We start from the raw sequence: 20,033 nt of genomic DNA on the forward strand, positions 1-20,033 counted from the left end.
GTCAGGCATCGGCACGCGCCACGGGATGCGCTTCGAGCCACGCATTCTCGTCGTCCTTGAAAAGACGCGAGCGCGTGAGAAAGCGTAATCCGCTCGGACGTTCCAGTGAAAACATGCCGCCATTGCCAGGCACGGCGTCGATGATCAATTGCGTGTGCTGCCAATATTCGAATTGCGATTCGCTCATGTAAAACGGCACCTCTGCGATCGCACCGAGTTTCACGTCGGACGAGCCCACCATGAATTCGCCCTGCGGAAACATCATCGGCGCGCTGCCGTCACAGCATCCACCCGATTGATGAAACAGCACCGCGCCATACTCGGCCTTCAGCTTCTCGATCAACTCGATTGCTGCCGGCGTGGCAATCACGCGGGCCACCTCGTGTGCATCAGCCATCACCTATCCTCGCTGAAAATGAGCGAGCCGCATGGCGCGGCTCGCCCGAACAGGATCGCTGCGCTTTAGAAGAAGCCGAGCGGCTTGTCGCTATAGCTCACGAGCAGGTTCTTGGTCTGCTGGTAATGATCGAGCATCATCTTATGATTCTCGCGGCCAATACCGGACTGCTTGTAGCCGCCAAACGCGGCATGTGCCGGATACGCGTGATAGCAGTTGGTCCAGACACGGCCGGCCTGAATGGCGCGGCCGAAGCGATATGCACGCGTGCCGTCGCGCGTCCACACACCGGCGCCGAGGCCATATAGCGTGTCGTTGGCGATGTCGAGCGCTTCCTCTTCGTTCCTGAATGTCGTCACCGACACGACCGGTCCGAAGATTTCCTCCTGGAAGATGCGCATTTTGTTGTGGCCTTTGAACACGGTCGGCTTCACGTAATAGCCTTTGCTCAGTTCGCCGTCGAGTGCATTGCGCTCACCGCCAATCAGACAGTCGGCGCCTTCCTGTTTGCCGAGATCGATATACGACAGGATTTTTTCCAGTTGCTCCTGCGAGGCCTGTGCGCCGATCATCGTCTTGGTGTCGAGCGGGTGGCCTTGCGAGATTGCCGCGACGCGTTTCAATGCGCGTTCCATAAAACGGTCATAGATCTTTTCGTCGATCAGCACGCGCGACGGGCACGTGCAGACTTCGCCCTGATTCAGCGCGAACATCGTGAAACCTTCGAGCGCCTTGTCGAAGTAGCTGTCGTCGGCGTCCATCACGTCGTCGAAGAAAATGTTCGGGCTCTTGCCGCCCAACTCGAGCGTGACCGGAATGATGTTCTGGCTCGCGTACTGCATGATCAGGCGGCCGGTGGTGGTTTCGCCGGTAAACGCGATCTTCGCGATGCGCTTGTTGGATGCCAGCGGCTTGCCGGCTTCGAGGCCAAATCCGTTCACCACGTTCAGCACGCCGGCCGGCAGCAGATCGTGAATCAGCTCGACCAGCACGAGAATCGAGGCCGGCGTCTGCTCGGCAGGTTTGAGCACCACGCAGTTACCCGCAGCGAGGGCGGGTGCGAGCTTCCATACCGCCATCAGGATCGGGAAGTTCCACGGAATGATCTGGCCAACCACGCCGAGCGGCTCGTGGAAATGATAGGCGACGGTGTCGTGGTCGATCTCCGAGATCGAGCCTTCCTGAGCGCGCACGGCGCTGGCGAAATAGCGGAAGTGGTCGATGGCGAGCGGAATGTCGGCGGCCATGCTTTCGCGCAGCGGCTTACCGTTGTCGATCGTCTCCGCGACGGCCAGACGCTGCAGATTCGCGTCCATGCGGTCCGCTATACGCATCAGGATGTTCGAACGGTCGGCGGCGGACGTTTTGCCCCAGGCGGTTTTTGCGCGATGCGCTGCGTCGAGCGCCAGTTCGATATCGGCTTCGCGCGAACGCGGAATCGACGTGAACGGCTCGCCAGTAATGGGCGACACGTTGTCGAAATACTCGCCGCCAACAGGCGCGACCCATTCGCCGCCAATGAAATTCGCGTACTGCTTTTTGTACGGAAATTCGGTGGTCAGAAACTGCATCTCTGCATGATTCATCTGTGTGCTCCTCACATGTTTGAATGGGCTTTTTCGGCGCGATGTTGCAACGGGCCGCGATACGGCAGAGCCAGAAGTGTGCCAATCGGCCGGCAGGCCTGCGCGCGCTTGCGCAGCTGGCCTCGACGAATGAGAATGAGCGGCAGACCTGTTCAGCGTGCGACGCCTCGCCGTGCTGATTCTGATCACTGCTCAGGGTGGCGTTCAGGAATTGAACAGTTCGCTTGCGGGCTGCAACGGCGGATTGGCACGACCGCCTGCGTGACCGTCTTGGGGCGGCGCAGTGGCTTCCTCGGTCGTTTTGTGGTCTAGTAAACACCTTGAAGCCACTACAAGGTCAAGACCGCGTTCCCGGAGGGTCGATGAAAATCGGCGAACTGGCGAAAATCGCCCACTGTACGACCGAAACCATCCGCTTCTACGAGAAAGAGGGCTTGTTGCCCGACGCGGATCGCACCGAGGCCAATTACCGCAGCTACACCGCGCGCCATGTCGAAAGACTGCGGTTTATCCGTCACTGTCGTGCGCTCGACTTGACGCACGACGAAATCCGCACGTTGTTGCATCTGACGGACGCGCCCGTGAGCGGTCGCGGCGGGGTCCATGCGCTGATCGACGCGCACCTCGCGCACGTCGAGGCGCGTATCAACGAACTCAGGCAACTTGAAGCGCAGCTCATCACGCTGCGCGCACAATGCCGCGACAAACCGGCCGCGCAGGATTGCGGCATCGGTCAAGGCTGCGTGGAAATGGACGCGAGGGCGCCGCGGGCGCGGCACACGCATCCGGGCTGACGCGGCCGGGCGGCTCGCTGCGTGCATCCCGGCAGAACCGCATACATTCATGGCCGGGCCGTTTGCACGGTCCGCTCAACAGACAATCGAAGTTGGAGAATCAACGTGTTTACCTGTAGAAACCAGTCCTGCGGCGCGCAGTGGGAACAGTCGGAAGTCGTCATCAAAAACGAAGGCCAAGGCCTTCTGTTTCGCTGCCCGATGTGCGGTGCGCGCAATTATGTCGAACGTTTCGACGCAGACGATGGCTCGGTGTTGTACGAGCAGATTGAAGGCCGTCCGAATCCCGGCCCGATGGCCGTTTGAATTCCAGTCATCGGCGCCTCGCCATCAGTCGAATATTTGAGTCTCCATTCCATGAATAGTCCCAACACCGCCGGCGCGCCGTTCAGCGAATTGCCGCTACCGGCCGCGACGATCGCCAATCTGACGCAACTTGGCTACGTCGACATGACGCCGATTCAGGCCGCGAGTCTGCCGATCGCGCTCGCCGGGCAGGATCTGATTGCGCAGGCGAAAACCGGCAGCGGCAAGACCGCGGCGTTTTCGCTTGCATTGCTCAATCGTCTCGACGTGCGCAACTTCGCCGTGCAGGCCATGGTGCTGTGCCCCACGCGCGAACTCGCCGATCAGGTCACGCAGGAAATCCGCCGCCTCGCTCGCGCCGAGGAAAACGTCAAGGTGCTGACGCTGTGCGGCGGCACGCCGATGCGTCCGCAGACCGCGAGCCTCGAACACGGCGCACATATCGTGGTCGGCACGCCGGGGCGCATCATGGATCACCTCGAACGCGGCAGTCTGCCGTTGCAATCGCTGAACACGCTGGTACTCGACGAAGCGGACCGCATGCTCGACATGGGTTTTTTCGACGACATCGCCACGGTGGTGCGGCAATGTCCGAAAGAACGTCAAACGCTCCTTTTTTCGGCGACGTATCCCGAAGGCATCGTCAAATTGAGCCAGCAGTTCCTACGCAATCCGAAAGAAGTGAAGCTCGCCGAGCGGCACGACAACACCAAGATTCGCCAGCGTTTCTACGAAGTGACCGAGGACGAGCGTCTGCATGCAGTTGGCCTGTTGCTGAACCACTATCGGCCGGTCAGCACGCTCGCGTTCTGCAACACCAAACAGCAGTGTCGCGATCTGCTCGACGTGCTTCGGGCGCAAGGTTTTCATGCGCTCGCGCTGCATGGCGAACTCGACCAGCGCGAACGCGATCAGGTGCTGATCCAGTTTGCGAACCGCAGCTGCTCCGTGCTGGTTGCAACGGACGTCGCCGCGCGCGGTCTCGACATCGCGCAACTCGAGGCGGTGATCAACGTGGACGTGACGCCTGATCCGGAAGTGCATGTGCACCGTATTGGCCGCACCGGTCGCGCCGACCAGGAAGGCTGGGCGCTGAGCCTCGCGAGCATGAACGAGATGGGCCGCGTCGGCAATCTCGAACATGCGCAGAAGCGCGACGTGGAATGGCACAAGCTGTCGGAACTGAAAAGCGAGAGCAACGAACCGCTGCTGCCGCCCATGGAGACGCTGCAGATTCTCGGCGGCCGCAAGGAAAAGATCCGTCCCGGCGATGTGCTCGGCGCGCTCACCGGCGAAGCGGGCTTTGCCGGTTCGCAGATTGGCAAGATCAATGTGACCGAGATGTCCACCTACGTCGCGGTAGAACGCAGCATCGCGCGCGACGCGGTGCGCAAGCTGAGCGCCGGCAAGGTGAAAGGCAAGAAAGTCAAAGTGCGTCTGATGGACGACGCCTGATCGCGTGGCGGCGCGCTGGCCGTTGTGCTTGCGCGATCGTACGGGTCGCGCAAGCGCTTTGCATCACGTCGCATCGCATCGCATTTCGTCATATTGCCAGGCTCTCCGCGCGGCTTCCCATGCATCCCGCAGAGCGCCGACCCCGCTGTGTCCCGTACCAAAGCGCCTTTGCGCCTGTCATGACGTAAACGCATGCCGCGCATGACAAAGTTTCGATTGTGACGCTTCATTGGCTGATGCCTAATTCATCGACCGGAACGGACGGCCTCGCTATGGCTGTTCGTCAATCCGCTGCCGGATGGAAAGGGAGACGCCTTATGCAGAGCGCTACGCAAACCCGCTCGAAATTGCCTGACGTAGGCACGACGATATTTACCGTGATCGGCCAGCTTGCCGCGCAGTACGACGCGCTGAACCTGTCGCAAGGCGCGCCGAATTTCGCGCCGGACCCGAAACTCGTGGACGGTGTCGCGCAAGCCATGCGCGCCGGTCACAACCAGTACGCGCCGATGGCCGGCATCGCCCCATTGCGTGAAGCGCTCGCCGACAAGGTCGAGACGCTCTACGGCGTGCGCTACGATCCCGCCACTGAAGTCACCGTGATCGCCAGCGCGAGCGAAGGCTTGTACTCGGCGATCAGCGCGCTCGTGCATCCCGGCGACGAGGTAATCTACTTCGAGCCTTCGTTCGACAGCTACGGCCCAATCGTCCGCCTGCAAGGTGCGACGCCGGTGCCCATCAAACTGTCGCTGGACGACTTCCGCGTGGACTGGGACGAGGTCGCCGCGGCGATTACGCCTAGGACGCGGATGATTATCATCAACACGCCGCACAATCCGACGGCCACGGTATTGCGTGAGGCAGACGTCGCGCGGCTCAAGGCGATCACGCGCAACACCGATATCGTGATACTGGCCGACGAGGTGTACGAACACGTGGTGTTCGACGGCGCTAAACATCAGAGCATGGCTTGCGACGCCGAACTGGCGGAGCGCAGCGTGATCGTGTCGTCGTTCGGCAAGTCGTATCACGTGACCGGATGGCGCGTAGGCTATTGCCTTGCGCCAGCCGCGCTGATGGATGAGATCCGCAAGGTCCATCAGTTCATGGTGTTTTCCGCCGACACGCCGATGCAGTACGCGTTCGTCGATGCGTTGGCGAATCGCGACAGCTATCTCGGCTTGTCTGTGTTCTACCAGCAAAAGCGTGATCTGCTGATCGACGCATTGCGCGGTTCACGCTTCGAACTGTTGCCGAGCGAAGGCTCGTTCTTCATGCTCGCGCGCTTCCGCGGCTTCTCTGAAGAAAGCGACAGCGACTTCGTTTTACGTCTGATTCGCGACGCGCGCGTTGCCACGATTCCGCTTTCCGCTTTCTATACCGATGGCACCGACTCCGGTTTGATTCGCCTGAGCTTCTCGAAGGACGACGCAACGCTGCTCGAAGGTGCGCGGCGTTTGTGCGAAATCTGATGACGCGCTGCATGCATGCGTGACGACACTATCGAACCAGAAAAGGATCTGCCGATGACATTGCTCAAGCCTCTCTTCGCGCTGGTCTGCGCGTGCGCGTCGCTGATAGGCATACCTGCCGCGAGCGCAGCCGATACGTCCACATTGCGTTTTGGACTTGAAGCACAGTATCCGCCGTTCGAATCGAAGGGTGCCAATGGCGAGTTGCAAGGCCTCGATATCGACGTGGGAAATGCCGTGTGCGCGGCCGCGCACATGACCTGCAAATGGGTCGAAACATCATTCGATGGCTTGATCCCTGCATTGCAGGGTCGCAAGTTCGACGCAATCAATTCGGCGATGAACGCGACGGAAAAGCGCCGTCAGGCGATCGATTTCACGGCGGTGGTTTATCGCGTGCCGTCACAGTTGATTGCAAAGCGCGACAGCGGTTTGCTACCGACTCCGGAATCGTTAAAGGGCAAACGTGTCGGCGTGTTGCAGGCGTCCATTCAGGAGAACTTTGCGAAAGCGCATTGGGAGCCGGCTGGCGTGACTATCGTTCCGTATCAGGATCAGAATCAGGCGTATGCGGACCTTCTGGCGGGGCGTCTGGATGCCACGCTCGTGCTGGCGCCGGCGGGGCAGACCGGATTTCTTTCCAAGCCTGAAGGCAAGGACTATGCGTTCGTCGGCCAGCCCGTGCGCGACGACAGGATTCTCGGCAGCGGCATTGCATACGGGATTCGTAAAGGCGATACCGCGCTGCGTGACAGGTTGAACGCGGCCATCGCGAAAGTGCAGGCCGACGGCACCGTGAAGACGCTTGCCGCAAAATATCTCGGCAATATCGATGTGAGCGTGAAGTAGGTTTTCTGGTATGCGGGACGCGCGGGCGGTGGCGACATGCAGACGCAACGGGGGAGCGTTTCTGCCCACGCGTGTATGAGAATCCGAACAGCAAAAAGCCCGGTTAGCGTTCGCTAACCGGGCTTTGAATTCTTTGGTGGGGCGTGAGTGACTCGAACACTCGACCTACGGATTAAGAGTCCGCTGCTCTACCAACTGAGCTAACGCCCCAAACAGAAGCGAAATTATGCAGCAACTTTTCGGGATTGCCAAGTCCCTTTAGCAGATTTCCTAAAAAATCCGCGCGACAAAGTGGAGGGCTGCCTCTCCCGATAAACGGCATCCAGAAAGCCGCGCGATTCATCGTCCCGGTATCATGTTGCGGACACCTTGCCGTTCGACGCGTCGCGCGGCTTTTGATCCGGGGGACGCCATGGATGACAAAGAGATTACGGAACTGCTGGATCGCATCCTTGCGCCATGGGTGAGAGCGTTGACGCTCACGCCGGTTAAAGTGGACGACGAAAGCGCGACGCTGCGTCTGCCGTTTTCCGGCGGCCTGCGCCACTCGGGCGGCGTGATCTGCGGCCAGGTGTTCATGGCCGCCGCCGACACCGCGATGATCGTCGCCATTTCGGCCGCTCTCGGCGGTTTCAAGCCGATGAGCACCGTGTCACTCAACATCAATTTCATGCGCACGGTCCGTAAGGGCGACGTGCTGATCACCGCGCGCGTGCTGCGCATGGGCCGCAATCTCGTGTTTGGCGAAGTCGAATTGTTCGATGAAAGCGGCAACATGGCCGTTCACGCCACGACCACTTACGCGCTGCTCGATTAGCGGCAGTCATCGGCGGCTTAAGAGGAACTGACAGGATGTTCGATCAGGTCGTATTCGCCGGCGGCGGCAATCGCTGCTGGTGGCAGGCAGGTTTCTGGGACGTCGTCCAGCCGGAACTGCATATTCGCCCTCGTGTCATCACCGGCATTTCGGCTGGCGCGGCGACCGCGTGCATGCTTTACACGAACGACTCGGCCTCGGTCATGCGCTATTACGAGGAGGCGCTGCGCCACAATACGCGCAACGCTTACTGGGGCAATCTGTTGCGCGGCCAGTCGGTGTTTCCGCATTACCGCATTTACCGGCAGGCGCTGCTGGACATTTACGGCGACAAATTTTCGACGCTTGCTGACGCCAGCGCGCCGGAAATCCGCATCGGCGTGTCGCATCTGCCGCGTTGGCTCGGCGCGCGCAGCGCGGTCGCGGCCGGTTTGATCGCATACAACATCGAAAAATATGTTCGCAAGACGCTGCATCCCACGCTTGGACAAACGTTAGGTTTTCATCCTGAGTTCGTGCGGGCGCAGGATTGCGCAACCGTCGAAGATCTTGCGGATCTGATCCTGCAATCGTCGAGTACGCCGCCTTTTACTCCGGTCTTGCGGCGCAACGGGCGGCCGGTGCTCGACGGCGGCATGGTCGACAACGTCCCTGTCGGTGCGCTCGACGCCGACGCGCCCGGCAATGTGCTGGTGATGGTCACGCGGCTGTATCCAAGGCCGCAGATGTTCGTCGTCCCGCACGGCGTGCAGCAACGGCTCTACGTGCAGCCGTCGCGCAAGGTGCCGATCTCGAGCTGGGATTACACCAGCCCGGCGCAGATGGCGCATGCGTACAACCTCGGTCGCACCGACGGTGAGACGTTTCTCGAACGCCTTCCAGGTCTGCTGGACGCGAGCGCGAGGAACGAGACGGCTCAGGTGTCTCTCTAGCCGGAGTGCCGGTCGAAGGCGGTCATCAGGCGCGCGCTCGCAGGAAAAAGAAAGGCGCCCAGAGGCGCCTTGGCTTGCAGGTACAGCGGTTTTATCGCCGGCGTCCGCCCTGCAACGCTTCGGGATTGGCGACGCTCGCGGTGTCGCCCGCATCGAACGCGAGGATGTTCCTGAAAGCCGCGGTGAAGTACTGCTCATAGCTCTCGCGCTCCACATAGCCGATGTGCGGCGTGCAGATCACGTTTTCCATGCGCAGCAGGCTGTAGCCCTGCAGGATAGGCTCGCTTTCGTACACGTCGATCGCGACCATCCCCGGACGGTTGTGCGACAGCGCGTTGACCAGCGCATTCTCGTCGAGCAGTTCGGCCCGGCTCGTGTTCACGAGCAACGCGGTCGGCTTCATCCGCATCAGATCTTCCTGCTTGACGATGCCACGCGTGTCGTCATGCAGACGCAAATGCAGCGACAGCACATCGCTCTGTTCGAAGAGCGCCTCGCGGCTCTCCGCCACGCCGTAACCGTCGGCGCGCGCGGCTTCGCGCGAATGTTCACGGCCCCAGATCAGCACGTTCATGCCGAAAGCCTTGCCATAGCCGGCAACCAGGCGCCCGATCTTGCCGTAACCCCAGATGCCGAGCGTCTGCCCGCGCAGGACCTGACCTAAACCGAAGTTCGGTGGCAGCGCCGACGTCTTCAGCCCCGACTGCTGCCAGGCGCCCTGCTTAAGGTTTGCTACGTATTGCGGAATGCGGCGTTGCGCGGCCATGATGAGAGCCCAGGTCAGCTCGGCCGGTGCATATGGCGAACCCGTGCCTTCCAGCACGGCAATGCCGCGTTCGGTACAGGCGTGCAGGTCGATGTGGCTCGACACTTTGCCCGTCTGGCTGATCATGCGCAAACGCGGCAGTTTGTCGAGCAGTTGGGAGTTGATGCGGGTACGTTCGCGAATCAGCACGAGCGCATCGACTTCGGACAGACGGCTTGCGAGTTGTCCAAGACCGCGAACTGTATTGTTGAAAACCTTGACCTCATGGTCGGCCAGCAAATGAAAGCAATCGAGCTTGCGGACGGCGTCCTGGTAATCGTCGAGGATGGCAATCTTCATGATGTCTGTCTTGCGACGCACCTTGGCGGTGCGGAACGGAGTGTTATGCTGACTGTCCCACCATGTGACCTAGGTCACATGCCGGACTGGCTGGATGCCTTACCGTAGAAGCTCCCGCAAAAGACGGCGGCGCCACAGTAAGGCCGATTGACATCGTTTTTAACAGTTTGTTGCGTGTAGAGGCAAGCCGCTTTACAGACGGTTGCAGAAGCCGTCCGCCGGCGCCCCGCCCAGCAAGCCGTGTAGCCCAATGATGACCTGCGCAATGGCGCGTCGGAATCGTTTGAAACCGGGTTGAATCTGGTCCGATCCCTGACGCGATGTATTGAACGCCTCTCGCGAGCAGCGTCCATTTCTGGGCTTGTACCGTTTTTCTATTGTTATCAAAACGGAGACAGGTCGATGAATCTTCCCTCGTTCGAAGGACAGTCCGCCATTCAAACGTCCGCAGGCGCACCCGCCTGGGTCAAGCACCAGAAACTGATCGAGTGGGTCCAGCGGGTCGCCGCCTTGACCCAGCCCGAGACGATCGTCTGGTGTGACGGCTCCAAGGAGGAATATGACCGCCTGTGTGCTCAGATGGTCGAAGCGGGCACCCTCCGCCAGCTCAATCCAGCGAAACGTCCCAATTCCTATCTGGCGTGGTCCGATCCTTCCGACGTCGCGCGTGTCGAAGATCGCACCTTTATCTGCTCGCAACGTCCCGAAGATGCGGGCCCGACGAACAACTGGATCGCGCCGGCTGAAATGCGTTCCACGCTCGACGGTCTGTTCGAAGGCGCCATGCGCGGCCGCACGATGTATGTCGTGCCGTTCTCGATGGGCCCGCTCGGTTCGCCGATTGCGCACATTGGCGTGGAACTGAGCGACAGTCCCTACGTGGTGACCAACATGCGGATTATGACCCGCATGGGCCGCAAGGTGTACGACGTGCTGGGCGAAGACGGCGAATTCGTGCCGTGTGTTCACTCGGTGGGCGCACCGCTCGCAGCCGGCGCGCAGGACGTGCCGTGGCCGTGCAACGACACGAAGTACATTGTTCACTTCCCGGAGTCGCGTGAAATCTGGAGCTATGGGTCGGGTTACGGCGGCAACGCACTGCTCGGCAAGAAATGCTTTGCGCTGCGTATCGCGTCGACCATGGGCCGCGACGAAGGCTGGCTCGCCGAACACATGCTGATTCTCGGCGTGACTTCGCCGGACGGTCACAAGCATCACGTGGCAGCGGCGTTTCCGTCGGCGTGCGGCAAGACCAATTTCGCGATGCTGATTCCGCCGCAAGGGCTGAGCGGCTGGACCATCTCCACGATTGGCGACGACATCGCGTGGATCAAGCCGGGCAAGGACGGCCGCCTCTACGCAATCAATCCGGAAGCCGGCTATTTCGGCGTGGCACCCGGCACGAGCGAAAAGACCAATTACAACGCCATGGCCACGCTGAAGGAAAACGTGATCTTCACGAACGTCGCGCTGACCGACGACGGCGATGTTTGGTGGGAAGGCATGACCGACGAGCCGCCGGCGCATCTGATCGACTGGCAGGGCAACGACTGGACGCCGGCTGACGCGAAGAAAAGCGGCCGCAAGGCAGCGCATCCGAATGCGCGCTTTACAGCGCCGGCCTCGCAGTGCCCCTCGATCGACGCGGACTGGGAGAATCCCGCGGGCGTGGCGATCGACGCGTTCATCTTCGGCGGCCGCCGCTCCACGACCGTTCCGCTCGTCACGGAAGCGCGTAACTGGGTCGAAGGCGTGTACATGGCCGCGACTATGGGCTCGGAGACCACAGCCGCCGCGGCGGGCCAGCAGGGCGTCGTGCGTCGCGATCCGTTCGCGATGCTGCCGTTCTGCGGCTACAACATGAGCGACTATTTCGGTCACTGGCTGAAAACCGGCGAGCGGCTTGCGCAAATGAACGCGAAGCTGCCGAAAATCTTCTGCGTGAACTGGTTCCGCAAAGACGCAAACGGCAAGTTCGTATGGCCGGGCTTCGGCGAGAACATGCGGGTGCTCGGCTGGATGGTCGGGCGCATCGAGGGCACGACGCAGGGTGAAGAGCATGCGTTCGGGCTGTCGCCGCACTATGACGACATCGACTGGAGCGGCTTGAATTTCACCCGCGAGCAGTTCGAGCAGGTCATTTCCGTCGATGACAACGCTTGGCGCGACGAACTCGCGCTCCACGCGGAATTGTTCGACACGCTGCAGCACGGACTGCCGCCAGCGCTCGCCCAAGCGAAGGCCTCGCTGGAAGCCAAGCTTGTCGCCTGATTAGGTGAGTGGTCACTTCGCAGAAAAGCCGCCTTTGGGCGGCTTTTTTCATTTGTGGCGGCTGTGAAAGCGGCAAGCGGCCGAGTCCAGGCGCTTAGCGCGACATCTGCGTCTGTTCGAACAAAAAAGACAGTGCAAGCTGCACTGCAGCAGATTGTTGCTGCCGACGGAACAATTGACGCTCGTGCCCTACATTGGAGAGTACAGTCGCACGAATTTCTACATATTTTCCGCTATCGCGGGCAACTTCTGCACGATTTCACGAGTCGTAGGAGAATTCCAAGTTCGCTTCGCTGGTTTTCACCGATTGTCAGGAAGCAGTAACAAGGCAGGAGTTGTCAAATGGATCATTTGCAGTCGATGCGAGTTTTCGTCAAAGTGGCGGATCTCGGCAGTTTTGCCCGCGCTGCGAGCGCGATGGATATTTCCAACGCAGTTGCCACCCGTCACGTTGCCGACCTCGAAGGCCGTCTTGGTACGCGGCTGCTCAATCGCACAACCCGCAGCCTCTCCCTGACCGAGTCCGGCCAGGTTTATCTGGAACGTGCCCGCCAGATTCTCGACGAACTGGAAGACGTCGAGCAGATGGTGGTGGCGCGTAATCACGAGCCGGTCGGCACGTTGCGGATCGTTGCGCCCGTGGTGTTTGGGCTGCACAACCTTGCGCCCGTGTTGCAAACCTATGCGGAACGCTATCCCAAAGTTATTCCCGACGTTACGCTAGTTGACCGTCAGGTCGATCTGGTCGAAGAAGGTTTCGACGTCGGCGTGGTGATCGCGCGGCAAATGCGCAGCGCGAGCATCGTTACGCGGCGGCTCACTACCGGTTGCATGACCGTGTGCGCAACGCCGGCTTATCTGGAAAAGCATGGCGTGCCCACGCGGCCGGAGCACTTGCTGGAGCATCCGTGCCTGAGCCTGCCGTCCGAGTATTGGGGCGACGAGCGGGTATTCACGGGCCCGGAAGGTGAGGTGCGGGTGCGTCCGTCGAATGTGATCGTCGCGAACAATACCGAAATGTTGCGGCAATTCGCATTGCTCGGCATGGGTATCGCGATTTTGCCGAGCTATCTGATTGGCCGTGATATGACGCGTGGTCGTCTGGTGCGTCTGCTGGGTGATTACCGTTTGCCGCAGGTCGAGATCAACATTGCGTATCCGAGCCGTCGGCACTTGCCAGCGAAGGTGCGCACGTTCATCGATCACCTGGTCGAGCATTTCAGCCAGACGCCGAACAGCCTGCTCGGCGAACAGTGGATCAAGGACGGCGTAGAACAACCCGTCAGGCCGATGGCGCTCGAATCGCAGGAGCCTATGCCGCCGGAAGCGTTCGACGGCGCAGAACCGCTCTCACGCCTGCTGGACAGCGAGTTGTCCCCCGTGCCGAAGACGTTGGCCAAGCAGACGAACCGTCCGCAGTCCGCGGCGTTGTCACCGCTTTGATCTGGGAGCGGGGCTTGAGCGGGGCTTGAGCCGGATATAAGCCGGACTGAACCGAATCGGGCCGCGTTGAAGACGGTCGCGGTTGGCAAAAGAAAAAGCGCAGTCACCTGTCAGTGACTGCGCTTTTTTGTTTAAGGGCCGCGTGACTTACGAACTCGTCTTGCGAGCCACCGACTTTTTGGCCGGCGCCTTCTTGGCCGCCGCCGATTTAGCTGCCGTTCTGGTCGCCGCCGTTTTCGTAGCGGCCGTCTTTTTGGCCGCAGCTTTCTTCGCGGCCGGCGCGGTCTGCACGGCAACCTGCGTGTCTTCTTCGTCTTCGGCTTCCGGGCCCGCTTTCGCTGCGGACTTCGCCGCCGCTGTCTTGGCCGCCGTTTTCGCCGACGGCTCCTTTTTCTCGAATTCAAAGCCGATCTTGCCGTCGTTCTGCTTGACGAGGAACGCCTTGAAGTTGCGGCCGGTACGCGACGACTTGAAATTCGTCAGCAGATCGGTGCGACCTTCTTCGAGCAGCTTGGCCATCTGCTCACGGGGAATCTCCTGTTGCAGGATCACCTTGCCGGAGCGGAAGTCACAAGTCTTGGGATTGGTGACCGAATTCTCGCAGACATAGCTCATACCGAGCTCGAACACGCGGCCTTTACACTTCGGGCAGGCGCCAACCGGCTGCTGGTCGGAGAAATCAGGCGGTTCGCCGTCATCCCCACCTGAGTCCTGGCCGAAGTCGAACTCCAGCTTGAAGTTCTTGATCTCGTCGTCGAACGAGAGCTTGAGGATCGCGGAGAACGGGCGCCCCATCTTGCTGCGAAAGCCCGACAGCGGTCCGATCGTCTTGTTCCCGAGCAACTCTTCGACTTCCTCGATCTCGAACTGACGGCCGCCCGGAATCTTGGAGATTGAGAACTCGCACTTCGAGCAGGCGAAGCGACGGTAGTTCTCTTTCACCAGGCCGCCGCAGTTCGGACAAGGTGTCTGCAGCGTCGCGTAATCGCCGGGGATAGTATCCGAGTCGTATTCCTTCGCGCGCTTGACGATAGTTTGCGTCATGCGGGCGATCTCCTGCATGAACGCGTCGCGCGGCAGGTTGCCGCGCTCCATTTGCGACAGCTTGTATTCCCATTCGCCAGTCAACTCCGGCGCGGTCAATTCCTTCACGCCGAGGCCGCGCAACAGCGTCATGAGCTGGAACGCCTTCGCGGTCGGAATCAGATCGCGCCCTTCACGCACCAGATACTTTTCACCCAGTAATCCTTCGATGATCGCCGCGCGCGTAGCCGGCGTGCCGAGACCTTTCGCAGCCATCGCTTCGCGCAATTCGTCGTCTTCGACGAGCTTGCCGGCGCCTTCCATGGCCGACAACAGCGTTGCTTCGTTGTAGCGTGCGGGCGGCTTTGTCACCAGTTGCTGCGCGGCGATCTTGTCGGTTTTGACCTTTTCGTCTTTCTGCACCGGCACGAGGTTCGCATCTTCGCCGCTTATTTCGCGGCCGTAGATTTGCAGCCAGCCAGGTTCGACCAGCACCTTGCCTTCGGTCTTGAAGTGATGACCCACCACTTCGGTGATCCGCGTGGTCACGCGATATTCGGCGGCGGGGAAGAACACCGCCAGGAAGCGCTTCACCACCAGGTCGTACAGTTTCTGTTCCGGCTCGGACAGATTTTTTGGCGCCTGAAGCGTGGGGATAATGGCGAAGTGGTCGCTGATCTTCGAATTATCGAAAATGCGTTTGTTCGGCTTCACCCAGCCCTTGTCGAGCACCTGCTTGGCGAACGGCAGATAGTTGTTGCTCTCCTTGAGCATGCCGAGCGTTTCTTTGACCGTGTCCATGTAATCCTCGGGCAGCGCACGCGCGTCGGTCCGGGGATAGGTCAGCACCTTGTGCTTTTCATAGAGCGCCTGGGCGAGGCCGAGCGTGTTCTTGGCCGAAAAGCCAAAACGCCCGTTGGCTTCGCGCTGCAAGCTGGTCAGGTCGAATAGTGCCGGCGACAGTTGCGTAGAGGGTTTCGATTCCTCGGTCACCGTACCGATCTGGCCGCGGCAGGCAGCGACGATCGTCTCTGCCGCGGGCAGCGCCCACAGGCGCGAGTCGCGCTTCTCGGGATCGAACTCGTCACGCTTGAACTTCGGGTCGAACCAACGGCCCTCGTAGAAACCCGCCGCGCACACGAATTCCGCTTTCACTTCCCAATAATCGCGCGGCACGAAGCGGCGAATCTTTTCTTCGCGCTCCACCACGATCGACAGCGTCGGCGTTTGCACCCGGCCCACAGTCGTCAGGAAGAAGCCGCCGCCTTTGCTGTTGAACGCCGTCATCGCGCGCGTGCCGTTGATGCCGACGAGCCAGTCCGCTTCCGAACGACAGCGCGCGGCGTCGGCGAGCGGCTGCATTTCCTCGTCGCTGCGCAGACGCGCAAAGCCGTCGCGGATCGCCGCAGGCGTCATGGACTGCAGCCACAGGCGTTGCACCGGCTGTTTGGCTTTGGCGTGCTGCGCGATCAGGCGGAAAATCAGCTCGCCCTCGCGCCCCGCGTCGCATGCGTTGATGAGGCGATCGATGTCCTTGCGCTTGAGCAGCTTGGTCAGCACCTTCAGGCGCGACTCGCTTTTGGCAATCGGATTCAGATCGAAATGCGGTGGAATGACGGGCAGGTTGGCGAAGCTCCACTTGCCCCGCTTGACTTCATAGTCTTCGGGCGCGGCGATTTCCAGCAGATGGCCGACTGCCGAGGAAAGGACGTAGTCGTCGCTTTCGTAGTACTCGTCATGCTTGGTAAAGCCGCCCAAAGCGCGCGCGATGTCGTTCGCGACGGAAGGCTTTTCGGCGATGATCAGTGCTTTGGACATGACTCGATGTGAGGTTGGTAGAACCGGGTTGATGGTCTTGAGTGCGCGAATCAGCGCGCGACCCTCGTTTGCGACCTTTGCGACCCTTTGACGACCGCTTTATAGCACACGCAGCAAACGCGACGTGTCAAGTGCCATAAAAGCGCGCCATCATAATTGCGCGTTCAGCCGTTGAGCAAGCCTTGCAGACGGACCATGCGCCGCTTGCAACGCCCGCGCCGCCTGTACCCAAGGCCGTGGCGCGCTGTGTCAGGCAACTGCCAGCGCGGGCCGCAGTTTCGGCGCGCCACTCACGCCCGGCAACGCCGTCAGGTCATGCAACATCCTCTCCACGATAGCCGCCTGCGGCAACACGGTGCCGAAAAAACGTGTCGTTACCGAGTCTTCGATCAGGATCGTCGGAAAATTCTCAACGTCCAGATCGTCGAAGCGATCCGCGTGGGTTTCAATGTCGATCCATGCAAAACAGATGTCAGGGTGCCGCTCGGCCAGCTTGTCGAAAGCCTCCCGATACTCACGACAGGTTCCGCACCACTCCGCGCACAGGCAGGCAACGAACAGCGTGTCGGGGTCGTTGACGCACTCGGCGATCCGGTCTTGGTCGGTGTCGAGATTCAGCGCGGGCATGGCGGTTCCTTGCGTACTTTTGTCAGGTGCTTTGGCGCGAATGTAGCATGGCCGATCCCGGACCGTGGTCAACCCTGACGAGTACGGGGTCAGCCACGGCTTGCCCGCATGAAGCGTCCGCCCGGCAGCGCGCTGACCAGGCCGTCGAGTTCGAGTCGCAGCAACGTGGTTTGTAATGCGGTGTCCTCCATCTCGGTACGGGCAGCAAGATTTTCAAGCGTGGTGGGCGAATGGCCCAGCGCCGCGAGCAATCGCTCGGCTTGCGGATCGGGCGCGGACGCGGCGCCACACGCGGGCTCAGACTCCGCGGGGCGCCCGATGCAGGTTGCCGGCCCCACTTCGGTTCTCCCATCAAGCTTGTCCCCACGCTCTGCGGCGCGTGCCGCAGCCGACCCTGTGTGCTTTGCCGCGCGCCGGGCGAAACCCAGTTCCTCCAGCACTTCGTCCGGCGTTTCGACGAGCTTCGCCCCTTGTTTGATCATCCGATGGCATCCGCGCGACAGCGGCGCGTGAATCGAACCGGGCAGCGCAAAAATATCGCGCCCCATTTCGTTGGCAAGCCGCGCGGTAATGAGCGATCCAGAACGCATGGCCGCTTCAACGATCACCACACCGCTGACGAGCCCCGCAATCAGACGGTTGCGCTGCGGGAAGTTGGCGGCGCGCGCGGGCGTGCCGAGCGGCCATTCCGACAGAATCGCGCCCTGTACGGCGATCTGCCATGCCAAAGCATGATGCGCCGCCGGATATACGAGGTCCGCGCCGGTGCCGATCACCGCAACTGTGCTGCCGACGCCGCTGAGCCCGCCCCGATGCGCCGCGCCGTCTATCCCAAGCGCGAGCCCGGACACGACAGCAACCCCGGCCGCCGCCAGCTCCCGGCCGAACCGCTCCGCATCTTCGACGCCTTGAGGCGTTGCGCTGCGGCTTCCGACAATTGCAATTGCCTTCTCATGCAGCAATTCGAGCCGGCCTTTTATATAGAGCATTGGCGGCGGATCAGGCATGGTCAGCAGCGCGGGCGGATAAGCCGGGTCGTCGAGCATGACGACCTGGTTGCCGGGTTGGTCGCACCAGTTCACCACCGCTTCGAGCTGGGCGTCGAATTCCGGACCGGTCGGCGCCAGCGCCGCGCGCGCGGCGGCTTCGCCGGCGATGTCGGCGAGCGCCTCGTGCGACTGCGCGAAAATCGTTTCCGGCAGGCCAAATGTGGTGAGCAACAGACGCAGGGCCGCCGGTTTCAGCCCCGGCGCAAGCGAGAGCCGCAGCCACGCGGCAAGTTCAGAAACGGTTGCGGGCAAGGTGTGCATCGTGGGTCGGTCCTCCTGCTGGGCCTGCGGGCAGGCGGGCGCCATGCTAAAATTTTCATCATCCGAAATAATGTCAGCGCCGCGCCCACCCGCGCGGGCTCATCGTTTGGCGCATGGAGTGCGCGTTGAATCGAACTGGTTCGACACCATCTATCCTGTGCGTATTGCGATGCGCCCACCATTCGGCCGAATGGCTAACGCGAGCTCTTTGCCGGTCGGCGGCGCCTAAAATCACACTCGAGATCATGGCTTTACTGAATATCCTCAATTACCCGGACAAGCGGTTGCACAAGGTCGCCAAGCCGGTCGAACAGGTCAACGAGCGCATCCGCCGCCTCGTCGCGGACATGGCCGAAACGATGTACGCGGCACCTGGCGTCGGCCTTGCCGCCACGCAGGTGGACGTGCACGAACGCGTGATCACGATCGACGTATCGGACGATCACAACGAATTGCTCGTCTTCATTAACCCGGAAATCATCTGGTCGAGCGACGAGAAGAAACTCTCGGAAGAAGGCTGTCTCTCGGTGCCGGGCATATACGACAACGTCGAGCGCGCGGAGAAAGTGCGCGTGCGCGCGCTGAACGAAAAGGGCGAAACCTTCGAGCTGGATTGCGAAGCGCTGCTCGCGGTGTGCATCCAGCACGAGATGGATCATCTGATGGGCCGCGTGTTCGTCGAGTATCTGTCTTCGCTGAAACAGACGCGTATCAAGAGCAAGATGAAGAAGCTCGCCCACGCCATGTAATGCGCGTTCACCTCGCTTTCGGCACCCGTTCATGAGTCATTCGTTGCGCGTCATTTTCGCCGGTACGCCGGAATTCGCGGCGGCCGCGCTCGCCGCGATTCACGGCGCCGGTTTTCCGGTGCCGCTCGTGCTCACGCAGCCCGATCGCCCGGCCGGGCGTGGCATGAAGTTGCAGGCCAGCCCGGTGAAGCGTTATGCGCTGGAGCATGGCCTTGCCGTTGCGCAGCCGCCTTCGTTGCGGCGCGCCGGGAAATACCCGGCCGAGGCCGCCGCGGCAATCGACCAGTTGCGCGCCACGCCGCACGACGTGATGGTCGTGGCCGCATACGGGCTGATCCTGCCGCAGGAGGTACTCGACATTGCGCCATATGGCTGCATCAACATCCACGGTTCGCTGCTGCCGCGCTGGCGCGGCGCTGCGCCGATCCATCGCGCGATCGAAGCGGGGGACGCGGAAACGGGCATCACCTTGATGCAGATGGACGCCGGGCTCGACACCGGCGCGATGCTTGGCGAGGCACGCACGCCGATCTCGAACGACGACACCACGGCCACGCTGCACGATCGCCTCGCGCAAGACGGTGCGCGGCTGATCGTCGAAGCGTTGAGCGAACTCGAGCGCAACGGCAAACTGGACGCAACCCCTCAGCCTGCCGACGGCGTGACCTACGCAGAAAAGATCGGCAAGCACGAAGCCGCGCTCGACTGGAAGCGCGCGGCGGACGTACTGGCGCGCCAGGTGCGTGCGTTCGATCCTTTCCCAGGCGGAGTCGGCACACTGGAAGACGGCACCTCGATCAAGATCTGGGGTGCAACGCCTGTTGCCGCCAGCGGGCACGGGCGCGCCGAGCCCGGCACGATCACGGAGGTCTCGCCGGAAGGCGTGGTTGTCGCATGCGGAGAAGGCGCGCTGCGTCTCACGCAACTGCAAAAACCGGGTGGCAAGCGCCTGCCGGTGCGCGAGTTTCTCGCCGGCTCCGCGCTGGCCGTGGGGCAGCGCTTTCAACTCCCCAAAGCAGAAAAATAACGCGTCGTTCACGGCTTGAACATCCGCCATCCGGCCGATGTTCAAGTCCGCC

General features: G+C 61.3%; 17 protein-coding genes and 1 tRNA gene. 11 read left to right on the forward strand and 7 right to left on the reverse strand.

The features are described from left to right. Nucleotide 1 precedes the first annotated feature (1 nt). On the reverse strand, nucleotides 2-397 hold the full coding sequence (locus AAGS40_RS00295) for a DUF779 domain-containing protein (RefSeq protein ID WP_345812438.1): 396 nt from the start codon (nucleotides 395-397) through the stop codon (nucleotides 2-4). A gap of 65 nt (nucleotides 398-462) precedes the next feature. Next, nucleotides 463-1,983, reverse strand: coding sequence for an aldehyde dehydrogenase (gene adh / locus AAGS40_RS00300; protein WP_345812439.1), 1,521 nt, complete (start codon nucleotides 1,981-1,983; stop codon nucleotides 463-465). A 362-nt stretch (nucleotides 1,984-2,345) separates the two neighbouring features. Between adh and cadR the strand changes: the two genes are divergently transcribed. From cadR to AAGS40_RS00325, 5 genes are all read left to right on the forward strand, one after another. Beyond that, nucleotides 2,346-2,777 (forward strand): Cd(II)/Pb(II)-responsive transcriptional regulator, encoded by a 432-nt coding sequence (gene cadR, locus AAGS40_RS00305; protein WP_345812440.1) that lies wholly within the window; start codon nucleotides 2,346-2,348, stop codon nucleotides 2,775-2,777. A 105-nt stretch (nucleotides 2,778-2,882) separates the two neighbouring features. Further along, nucleotides 2,883-3,083 (forward strand): hypothetical protein, encoded by a 201-nt coding sequence (locus AAGS40_RS00310; RefSeq protein ID WP_345812441.1) that lies wholly within the window; start codon nucleotides 2,883-2,885, stop codon nucleotides 3,081-3,083. Between the two features lie 51 nt (nucleotides 3,084-3,134). Beyond that, nucleotides 3,135-4,538 carry an ATP-dependent RNA helicase DbpA gene (dbpA, locus tag AAGS40_RS00315; RefSeq protein WP_345812442.1) on the forward strand — a complete coding sequence of 468 codons (1,404 nt, stop codon included), beginning with the start codon at nucleotides 3,135-3,137 and terminating at the stop codon, nucleotides 4,536-4,538. Between the two features lie 317 nt (nucleotides 4,539-4,855). Then, entirely contained in the window at nucleotides 4,856-6,010 is a 1,155-nt protein-coding gene (locus AAGS40_RS00320; protein ID WP_345812443.1) for a pyridoxal phosphate-dependent aminotransferase, read from the forward strand. Nucleotides 6,011-6,064: 54 nt separating this feature from the next. Continuing rightward, nucleotides 6,065-6,859 (forward strand): ABC transporter substrate-binding protein, encoded by a 795-nt coding sequence (locus tag AAGS40_RS00325; protein ID WP_345812444.1) that lies wholly within the window; start codon nucleotides 6,065-6,067, stop codon nucleotides 6,857-6,859. A 134-nt stretch (nucleotides 6,860-6,993) separates the two neighbouring features. Here AAGS40_RS00325 and AAGS40_RS00330 read toward each other — a convergent pair. Continuing rightward, nucleotides 6,994-7,069, reverse strand: a tRNA-Lys gene (locus AAGS40_RS00330). A 202-nt stretch (nucleotides 7,070-7,271) separates the two neighbouring features. Here AAGS40_RS00330 and AAGS40_RS00335 point away from each other — a divergent pair. Together AAGS40_RS00335 and AAGS40_RS00340 are read left to right on the forward strand one after the other, a co-directional pair. Next, on the forward strand, nucleotides 7,272-7,676 hold the full coding sequence (locus tag AAGS40_RS00335; protein WP_345812445.1) for a PaaI family thioesterase: 405 nt from the start codon (nucleotides 7,272-7,274) through the stop codon (nucleotides 7,674-7,676). A gap of 35 nt (nucleotides 7,677-7,711) precedes the next feature. Next, entirely contained in the window at nucleotides 7,712-8,608 is an 897-nt protein-coding gene (locus tag AAGS40_RS00340; RefSeq protein ID WP_345812446.1) for a patatin-like phospholipase family protein, read from the forward strand. Between the two features lie 91 nt (nucleotides 8,609-8,699). On the opposite strand, the gene AAGS40_RS00345 is transcribed toward AAGS40_RS00340, so the two are convergent. Beyond that, a complete protein-coding gene (locus AAGS40_RS00345; protein ID WP_345812447.1) occupies nucleotides 8,700-9,713 on the reverse strand; it encodes a D-2-hydroxyacid dehydrogenase family protein in 1,014 nt (337 codons plus the stop codon). A gap of 402 nt (nucleotides 9,714-10,115) precedes the next feature. Between AAGS40_RS00345 and AAGS40_RS00350 the strand changes: the two genes are divergently transcribed. Continuing rightward, nucleotides 10,116-11,984 (forward strand): phosphoenolpyruvate carboxykinase (GTP), encoded by a 1,869-nt coding sequence (locus AAGS40_RS00350; protein WP_345812448.1) that lies wholly within the window; start codon nucleotides 10,116-10,118, stop codon nucleotides 11,982-11,984. Between the two features lie 342 nt (nucleotides 11,985-12,326). Beyond that, nucleotides 12,327-13,427, forward strand: a complete 1,101-nt coding sequence (locus AAGS40_RS00355) for a LysR family transcriptional regulator (RefSeq protein WP_345812449.1) — start codon at nucleotides 12,327-12,329, stop codon at nucleotides 13,425-13,427. Between the two features lie 147 nt (nucleotides 13,428-13,574). On the opposite strand, the gene AAGS40_RS00360 is transcribed toward AAGS40_RS00355, so the two are convergent. From AAGS40_RS00360 to dprA, 3 genes are all read right to left on the reverse strand, one after another. Then, on the reverse strand, nucleotides 13,575-16,268 hold the full coding sequence (locus AAGS40_RS00360) for a DNA topoisomerase III (protein ID WP_345812450.1): 2,694 nt from the start codon (nucleotides 16,266-16,268) through the stop codon (nucleotides 13,575-13,577). A 249-nt stretch (nucleotides 16,269-16,517) separates the two neighbouring features. Further along, nucleotides 16,518-16,895: a thioredoxin family protein gene (locus AAGS40_RS00365; RefSeq protein ID WP_345812452.1), complete on the reverse strand. Its 378-nt coding sequence runs from the start codon at nucleotides 16,893-16,895 to the stop codon at nucleotides 16,518-16,520. A gap of 89 nt (nucleotides 16,896-16,984) precedes the next feature. Continuing rightward, nucleotides 16,985-18,205, reverse strand: coding sequence for a DNA-processing protein DprA (gene dprA / locus AAGS40_RS00370; protein WP_345812453.1), 1,221 nt, complete (start codon nucleotides 18,203-18,205; stop codon nucleotides 16,985-16,987). Between the two features lie 245 nt (nucleotides 18,206-18,450). Here dprA and def point away from each other — a divergent pair, with 245 nt between their 5' ends. Next, a complete protein-coding gene (def, locus tag AAGS40_RS00375; protein WP_345812454.1) occupies nucleotides 18,451-18,954 on the forward strand; it encodes a peptide deformylase in 504 nt (167 codons plus the stop codon). A 31-nt stretch (nucleotides 18,955-18,985) separates the two neighbouring features. Further along, nucleotides 18,986-19,981: a methionyl-tRNA formyltransferase gene (gene fmt, locus AAGS40_RS00380; protein ID WP_345812455.1), complete on the forward strand. Its 996-nt coding sequence runs from the start codon at nucleotides 18,986-18,988 to the stop codon at nucleotides 19,979-19,981. Nucleotides 19,982-20,033 lie beyond the last annotated feature (52 nt).

Source organism: Paraburkholderia sp. PREW-6R (genome assembly GCF_039621805.1).
GTDB lineage: Bacteria > Pseudomonadota > Gammaproteobacteria > Burkholderiales > Burkholderiaceae > Paraburkholderia.